This window comes from Gordonibacter sp., from assembly GCF_036667095.1.
Classification (GTDB): Bacteria; Actinomycetota; Coriobacteriia; order Coriobacteriales; family Eggerthellaceae; genus Gordonibacter.
Genome location: NZ_JAVWUP010000128.1, coordinates 1 through 7260 on the forward strand (window position 1 = coordinate 1; position 7260 = coordinate 7260).

The 7260-nt window shown below is 62.9% G+C and carries 7 protein-coding genes; 6 read left to right on the plus strand and 1 reads right to left on the minus strand.

Annotation, left to right across the window (positions count from 1 at the left end; genetic code table 11):
* Nucleotides 1-152: 152 nt before the first annotated feature.
* The 5 genes from metG (at nucleotide 153) to rsmA (ending at nucleotide 4750) form a co-directional block, all read left to right on the plus strand.
* A complete protein-coding gene (gene metG / locus RR842_RS10395) occupies nucleotides 153-1739 on the plus strand; it encodes a methionine--tRNA ligase (protein ID WP_332514322.1) in 1587 nt (528 codons plus the stop codon).
* A 62-nt stretch (nucleotides 1740-1801) separates the two neighbouring features.
* A complete protein-coding gene (locus RR842_RS10400; protein ID WP_332521600.1) occupies nucleotides 1802-2140 on the plus strand; it encodes a nitrate ABC transporter substrate-binding protein in 339 nt (112 codons plus the stop codon).
* Nucleotides 2141-2158: 18 nt separating this feature from the next.
* Nucleotides 2159-2893, plus strand: coding sequence for a TatD family hydrolase (locus RR842_RS10405; RefSeq protein WP_332514320.1), 735 nt, complete (start codon nucleotides 2159-2161; stop codon nucleotides 2891-2893).
* Nucleotides 2890-3807, plus strand: a complete 918-nt coding sequence (locus RR842_RS10410) for a flavodoxin family protein (RefSeq protein WP_332574550.1) — start codon at nucleotides 2890-2892, stop codon at nucleotides 3805-3807. The genes RR842_RS10405 and RR842_RS10410 overlap by 4 nt, the downstream gene beginning before the upstream one ends.
* The gene (gene rsmA, locus RR842_RS10415; RefSeq protein ID WP_332729695.1) at nucleotides 3800-4750 is read left to right on the plus strand and encodes a 16S rRNA (adenine(1518)-N(6)/adenine(1519)-N(6))-dimethyltransferase RsmA; all 951 of its coding nucleotides are present in this window, start codon (nucleotides 3800-3802) and stop codon (nucleotides 4748-4750) included. Before RR842_RS10410 ends, rsmA begins: the two co-directional genes overlap by 8 nt.
* A gap of 114 nt (nucleotides 4751-4864) precedes the next feature.
* Here rsmA and RR842_RS10420 read toward each other — a convergent pair whose 3' ends face one another.
* Complete coding sequence (locus tag RR842_RS10420) at nucleotides 4865-6379, minus strand: YfcC family protein (protein ID WP_332514315.1); 1515 nt, start codon at nucleotides 6377-6379, stop codon at nucleotides 4865-4867.
* A gap of 423 nt (nucleotides 6380-6802) precedes the next feature.
* On the opposite strand from RR842_RS10420, the gene RR842_RS10425 reads away from it, so the two are divergent.
* Nucleotides 6803-7144: a Veg family protein gene (locus tag RR842_RS10425; RefSeq protein ID WP_332514313.1), complete on the plus strand. Its 342-nt coding sequence runs from the start codon at nucleotides 6803-6805 to the stop codon at nucleotides 7142-7144.
* The last annotated feature ends 116 nt before the right edge of the window (nucleotides 7145-7260 follow it).

Consider the following 7260-nt stretch of genomic DNA (forward strand, 5'->3'; position numbering starts at 1 on the left):
GCGTCGTCGTTCGTGTGAGCATCGTGATGCGTTTCGTCGCTCGATGCGAGCCATGCTAGAATAGCGCTTACGTGTCTGGTCGGCGAAAGGTCGCCGGCAAACCGGCTGGCGAAGCATCATGAGCCTCGTCGCCCCGAGAAGAAGGAAGCACCATGTCGAAAGGCACCTACTCGTTCACCACCCCCATCTACTATGTGAATGCCGCACCGCATCTGGGCACGGCGTACACGACCATCGCGGCGGACACTGTGGCGCGCTACCAGCGCATGAACGGCTACGACGTGGCGTTCGTGACGGGCATGGACGAGCACGGCCAGAAGGTTGCCGACACGGCGGCGAGCAAGGGCATGACGCCGCAGGCTTGGTGCGACTCGATGGAGTCGGCGTTCCGCGATACGTGGGACCTGCTCGACATCACCTACACCGACTTCGTGCGCACCACCGAGCCGCGCCATGCACGCAGCGTGAAGCAGTTCTGGCAGGACCTCTACGACCGCGGCTGGTGCTACAAGGGCAGCTACGAGGGCTGGTACTGCGTGCACGAGGAAACGTACTACGCCGAGGGCGATTTGGAGAAGAACGACGAGGGCGAGCTGGTGTGCCCGGACTGCAAGCGTCCCGTGCAGAAAGCGGGCGGCGAGGAGAACTGGTTCTTCAAGCTGTCCGAGTTCCAGGACAAGCTGCTCGCGTTCTACGAGGAGAACCCGGACTTCATTCGCCCCGAGACGCGCAGAAACGAGATCGTGTCGTTTGTGTCCGGCGGCCTGAAGGACCTCTCCATCAGCCGCTCGACGTTCGACTGGGGCGTGCCGCTGCCGTTCGACGAGGGCCATGTGGCTTACGTGTGGGCCGACGCGCTGCTGGCGTACTTCACCGGCGTGGGCTATGCCGACCCCGAGCGCGCAGGCGAGTTCGACGAGCGCTGGCCCATGCAGTACCACTTCGTGGGCAAGGATATCACGCGCTTCCACTGCGTCATCTGGCCGGCCATGCTCATGGCGGCGGGCTTGCCTATCACGCACACTATCTTCGGGCACGGCTTTTTGCTGACCAAAGGCGAGAAGATGTCGAAGTCCAAGGGCAACGCGCTCAAGCCCGCCGACCTCGTGAGCGTGTTCGGCGTAGATGCGTATCGCTACTACTTCATGAGCGACGTGCAGTTCGGCCATGACGGCTCCATTTCCATCGAGCGCATGGTGCAGGTGTACAACGCCGATTTGGCGAACACCTGGGGCAACCTGTGCTCGCGCGTGTTCAACATGACCACCAAGTATTTCGAGGGGAGCGTTCCTGCCGTGAGCGCGGAGGCGCTGGCGGCTGCAAACCCGCTGCGTGCTCTGTCCGACGAACTGTACGCCGAATACGACCGCTGCCTCGCGGCCGCTGACTTCACGGGTGCGGCTGCGGCCGCGCAGAAGCTGGCCAGCCGCGTGAACCTCTACGTGGAGGAAAGCGCCCCGTGGAACTTGGCGAAGTCGGAGGAAACCGCCGACGAGCTGGCTGCCGTCATCTACAACGCGCTTGAGGCCATCCGCATCATCGCGCTGTACCTGGCGCCGCTCATGCCCAACACGTCGGCCGAGGTGTTCCGGCGCCTGTCGCTCGGCGACATCGTGGCCGTGACCGACATCGAGGCGGCAACGACCTGGGGCGGGCTTCCGGCAGGCAACGCCGTGGAGACGGGCGATCCGCTGTTCCCGCGCCTTGATGCCGCCGCTATCGACCTGAGCATAGAATAGGGACCACGTTGCGTCACGGGGCGGCTCGTCCCGTGATGTGCCCGGACGGTAAGGAGGCGGCAATGACGGACGATGCACATCAGACAACAGCCGAGTCGGAGGCATCCGAGCGTCCGGCCGAGCCGGTCTTTCGCGACCTGCTGTTCCGGCAGAAGCGCAAGCGCGGGGAGTATCGTGAGGTGGCGGCGCCCCGGCTGGAGTCGTACGTGGCCGACACGCATGCGCACCTGCAGCTGCTGGCAGACCCGGCGCTGTCGTTGGCACGGTGCGCCAAGCACAAGGTGTCGTTTATCTGCACCATCTGCGATGTGTACGAAGACGGCTCGACCACCTTCGACGAGCTGGATCGGTGGAAGCTCGATGCTGCGCTGCAGGTGCGGCATCTGATCCCCCGGTGTTGAGGGCAGGCCTTTCCGTGCGTGCCACGGATTCGCCTTGCGGTTGGCTGCCATCCGCACAATGCAAAGCACTACGACGATGCGCTCGAGGCGACGTTGCGCGAGCGCCTCGCCGACCAGCGGGTAGGCGCGCTCGGCGAGATTGGGTTGGACTTCCACTACGATTTCTCGCCGCGCGAGGCTCAGCGCGAGGCGTTTCGCCGGCAGCTGCGCGTGGCCAAGGAATGCGGGCTACCGGTGATCCTGCACGTGCGCGAAGCCCACGACGAGGCGCTCGCCCTCCTGCAAGACGAGGGCTTCCCCGAGGCGGGCGTGCTGCTGCACTGCTACAATCTCGACGCGGGCACGCTTGAGCCATGGGTCGAGGCGGGATGCTTTGTGGCGTTCGGCGGGCCGCTTACGTTCAAGAAGGCCGACGAGGTGCGCGACGCGGCCTCGCGGGTTCCGCTTGACCGGCTGCTTACGGAAACGGACGCGCCCTACATGACGCCCGAGCCCATGCGGGGCATGAACTGCGGTCCCGAGCATGTGATATTCACGGCCGAACGCTTAGCCGAGGTGCGCGGGTGCGCGCCGGGGGAGGAGCGGGCGGCATTTTTGCGCCAGCTTATGGAGAACGCCCGCGGCCTGCTCGACCGAAAGCCCACGTCGTGGCAGCTCGATGCGGCCCGACAGTTCTACACTGCGGCATTTGCGGCCGAAGAAGCCGCTCCCGAAGCAGGACCGAGCAACAACGAAGGAGCAAGCTGTTCATGAATCGCCTGATTATCGTAGGATCACCGCGCGTCGACGGGCGCAGCGCCCACCTAGCCGACCTGCTGTTCGAAACCTGCATCGAGGAATGCCCCGATGACGAGGTGGCTCTGGCTCCCGTCTCCACGTTGGACATTGGGCCGTGCACGGGCTGTGACGCGTGTCGCGCGCTGGTGGCGAAGCGCGTCGATGCGATGATTGCGGCAGGGAGCGAGGCGGAGGCAGGCGAGCTGCCTTCCCGCTGCGTCATCGACGACGACATGGCCGAGGTGTACGAGCTTCTCGATGCAGCCGACGAACTGATCGTGGTGGCTCCCGTGTACTTTGCAGGTCCGCCGTCGCAGCTCACGGCGTTGCTTGATCGCCTACAGCCGTATTTCTGGACCGATGCCCGCAGGGAGGCAAAGCGCCCCGCAACCTTGCATGTAATAGGCGAGGGCGGCGACCCTCACGGCTTTGACCCGCTTGTCGGCATCGTGCGTTCTGCTCTGTCGTGCGCCGGCTTCGGGCTTGGGCGCGTGCTCGACTGGGTCGGCAAGATCGACGAGGACGGTGAGATCGTGGCCGAGGCCGTCGAGTACCCCGTTTCCGCGCTGCCTGGTGCCGCGAGGGCAGGCAAGGTTTCCGCCGGGCTTGCCGAAAGAGACGGCTGCGCGGTCGAGCCGGAGCAAGACGTCGGGCTTCCTGCCAACATCGTCAAGCCGAAGTTCAGCTTGAGCCAGGAAAATGCCAAGGTCAGGCAGCCTGTGGGGAACGAAAGCGCCAGCCAAAAGAGCGGCGGTGCTGCCAGTTTGGGTAGCGGTCCTGGTCGTAAAGGTGGCAATGCTGCCGGCAGAAGCGGCGGTCCTGCTCGCAAGGGCAGCTCCAGTCGCAAGGGCGCAGCGCCCGGCAACAAGGGCGGCAAGCGCCGTGGGTAAGCTCTCACCGCTGGCCAGCGTCTCGGAGACACGCGGGGTGCTGAGGGCTCACGGTCTGACCACGAAGTATTCGCTTGGCCAGAACTTCCTCATCAACGATGCCATCTTGCAGAAGATCGTCACGTTGGCCGACGTTCGCGAGACTGATGCGGTGCTGGAGGTGGGTCCCGGCATCGGCACCCTTACTATTGCCCTGCTGAAGCACGCTGCCAGCGTCATCTCGGTCGAGCGCGATCCCGACCTTCCCGCCGTGCTCGCGCAGACGCTCGCCCCGTGGGCCGAGCGCTTTGCCCTTATCGAGAAGGATGCCCTCGATCTGACGATCGAGGACCTGCGCGCGGCACGTTGTGCTGATGCCGCACCTGGCGTGTCCTTGCCCAACAAGCTGGTCGCCAACCTGCCTTATGCTGTGGCGGCCACGGTGGTCCTCGACTACTTCGAGCATTTTCCTTGTTTGGAGAGTGCCACCATCATGGTGCAGAAAGAAGTGGCCGACCGCATGGCCGCAGGTCCCGGCACCAAGAACTACGGCGCTTACACCGTGAAATTGCGCCTCTACGCCCAGCCGGGCGGGCGTTTTGCCGTGGGTCCGGGAAATTTCTTCCCGCCCCCGCGCGTCGAAAGCGCCGTCTTGCGCCTCGACCGCTGCACGCCGCTCGACAACGAGGGCCGTCCGCTTGATGCTGCCACACAGCGCGCTGCAGCCCTTATGGCCGAAGCCGCTTTCGCCAATCGTCGCAAAACGCTTGCGAACTCGTGCAAAACCTACTTCGCCGGCAAAGGCGCCGAGAGCGCGCAGGCGATAGAGCGCCTTCCTCGCCTGTTCGAGCAAGCTGCCATCGACCCCCGGCGTCGCGGCGAGACGCTCTCCCTCGAAGAGTTCATCCAGCTCGGAAAAGCCCTGCTTGCAAACGGAGGCGCGGATCTTCGGCCTGCGCGCTAGGGTCCGACGGATCGCTTGGCTGTGCTCTCCTGTTGGCGGAGCGCCTGTCGCACCGAGCTTTCGATACGACAGGTGCTTGGTCAATGTCGGAGCGCTTCGATAAACTCGCGCAAACTACAAGATCATCATCGCAACTGTCAGGATTGCCACACTTGCCACACCGATAGCCACGATGGGCACGGCGGCCCACTTCAGCCAGGTGGGGTACTCCACCTTCGCCATCATCAGACCAGGTAGGAAAGCCGCGGTGGGGCTGAACAGGTTCGCCAGGCCGTTTGCGGCCACGAACAGCATGACTACCACGTCGGGTGAGAAGCTTAGCGACGTGGCAAGCGATCCCATGAGGGGCATCGATATCGTTGCCAGTGCCGACGACGACGTGATGATAAACGACAGCCCCAAGAATATAAGGTAGGCTACCGGCGCGAAGATGAATGCGGGCGAACCTTGCAGCAGGTTCGATGCGTTGTCCAGGATGACCACGTCGAGGTGCGTGGACGCCATGAGGATGGCAATAGCGCGCGCAAGGCCCACAACCAGCGCCACGCCCACCATGTCGGCGGCGCCGTCGATCCATGTGCCCACCAGATCGCTCTCGGACATGCGGGCCACTACGCCGATGATCACGGACATGAGCAGGAACCACACCGATGCGTCTTTGAAGTACCACTCGCCCAGCGGAAGGCCGGTGATCCAGGCGCTCCACGGCAAAACGACCCATGATTCCGTTTCTGCATCGAACACGCCCCCGAGCGCGAACAGGTCCACGCCGAAGCTCTGCCAGGGGATGAACCCGACGATCATTACGAGAAACGCCAGCCCGAACAGGGCCAGCGTGATCTTCTGCACGCGGGTCATAGGAGCGTTCGGGTCGAGCGCCTCGCCGTCTGCCGCGGCTTTGCCCGCCGCCGCGCCCGCCTGCGCCTCCGGGCCGAACGTCTGGTCCATGGCTTTCTGTTCCTGCAGCGACAGAATGGTCGAACCCTTGTCGGCCTTCACCTTGCGCGCATAGCGCATGATGAAGAACACAGCGATGGCGTACGAAGCGGCCAGCAGCACCAAACCCAATATGATGGTGGTGCCCGTGTTCACGGCTACACCGGATTGGTTGAGCATGTCGATGGCCACGCCGTTGGCGAAGGGGTTCACCGTGGCACCCAGGCATCCCACGCCTGCTCCCAGCAGCACTGTCGCAGAAGCGACCATCGTGTCGAAGCCTGCGGCTACCATGGTCATGGAAAGCAGTGCGTAGAAGGGGACGGTCTCCTCGCAGAAGCCGTATGAGCTGCCCAGGATGGCGAACACGGCCATGATGATGGGGATGAGCAGCAGCTCGTGTCCCTTCATGTTGCGCACAAGCGCGGTGATGCCTGCGTTGAGCGCTCCGATTTTCGTGACGATGCCCAAGCAGCCGCCCAGGATAAGCAGGAAGAACGATATCTCTGCTGCGTCGATGAGCCCTTCGACCGACGAATCCAGGATGTCGGGCAGGGAGGCTCCGGTGATATCGGAGGTGAACAGCGAGGCGATCACGGTGATGATGCCTACGGCGAAGATGATGATGAACAGGATACTGTACGAAGAAAGCGACTTGCGCTCCTTCTTTTCGGCGTTTGGTTTCGTTGCCATGGGACCCCCTATCGGTTCGCGCCTCCCCAAAGGCGCCGGACTTATGGCGACAGTATAGATCAGCAAGTAGTCGCTATGCGTCGATGAGCCGATGCTTTTCTTGTCTTCAACAGGCGGTTTAATCAAGCATTCGATCGGTGTCTAAGGCCTGGCCCCTTGAAGGAGCGTCTTTCGCCTGCCACGCCGAAGGTTCCCCGGTGTTTTCCATGCCAGGTCGAGGGAGTTCTTTGTGGGGAGGTGCCGTGGGGTGCGTCGCATCTGCTGCTGTGCAGGTGGGTGCGGTGCAAGCGCAGTCTCTTCGCTCTCTTCGCTCTTTGTTAGCGAAAAGTAACATATCCGTGCAGATTCTGTAGAGTATTGACCGAGGTGGTATAATTACGCTTTGTGATTTCTGTATAACGGCACACGCGAGAAAGAGTGAGCATGGATTTAGCGAAACAAGCCAAAATCGTCGACTCCATTCATGATACGTTAGACGACTTCGTCGGTCAACGCCTGAAGGTACGCGCCAATATGGGACGCTCGAAAATTGTCGAGAGCGAAGGCGTGCTCATGCAGGTGCACCCCCAGTTGTTCATCTTGGAAGTCGACCGCAAACGCGGCCGCACGGCCCGTCAGTCCTACCAGTACGTCGACGTCCTCACCGGCATGGTGGAGCTATCGCAGAACGGCGAGCCCCTGTTCGAGCCCTTCGTGCCCGAGAACCCGCTCGAGATCATCGCGGTTCCTCTCGAGGCTCGCGAAGAGGAGACCGTGCTTTCTTAGCACCTTGGCTCTACGGCAATCCTGAAGACGGGCACCGCATCGAGCGGTGCCCGTCTTGCGTTCTGGCCGAGGAGAGGCCTCCGCCACGTTTTCGTTCTCGAAAGACAGGTGACCGG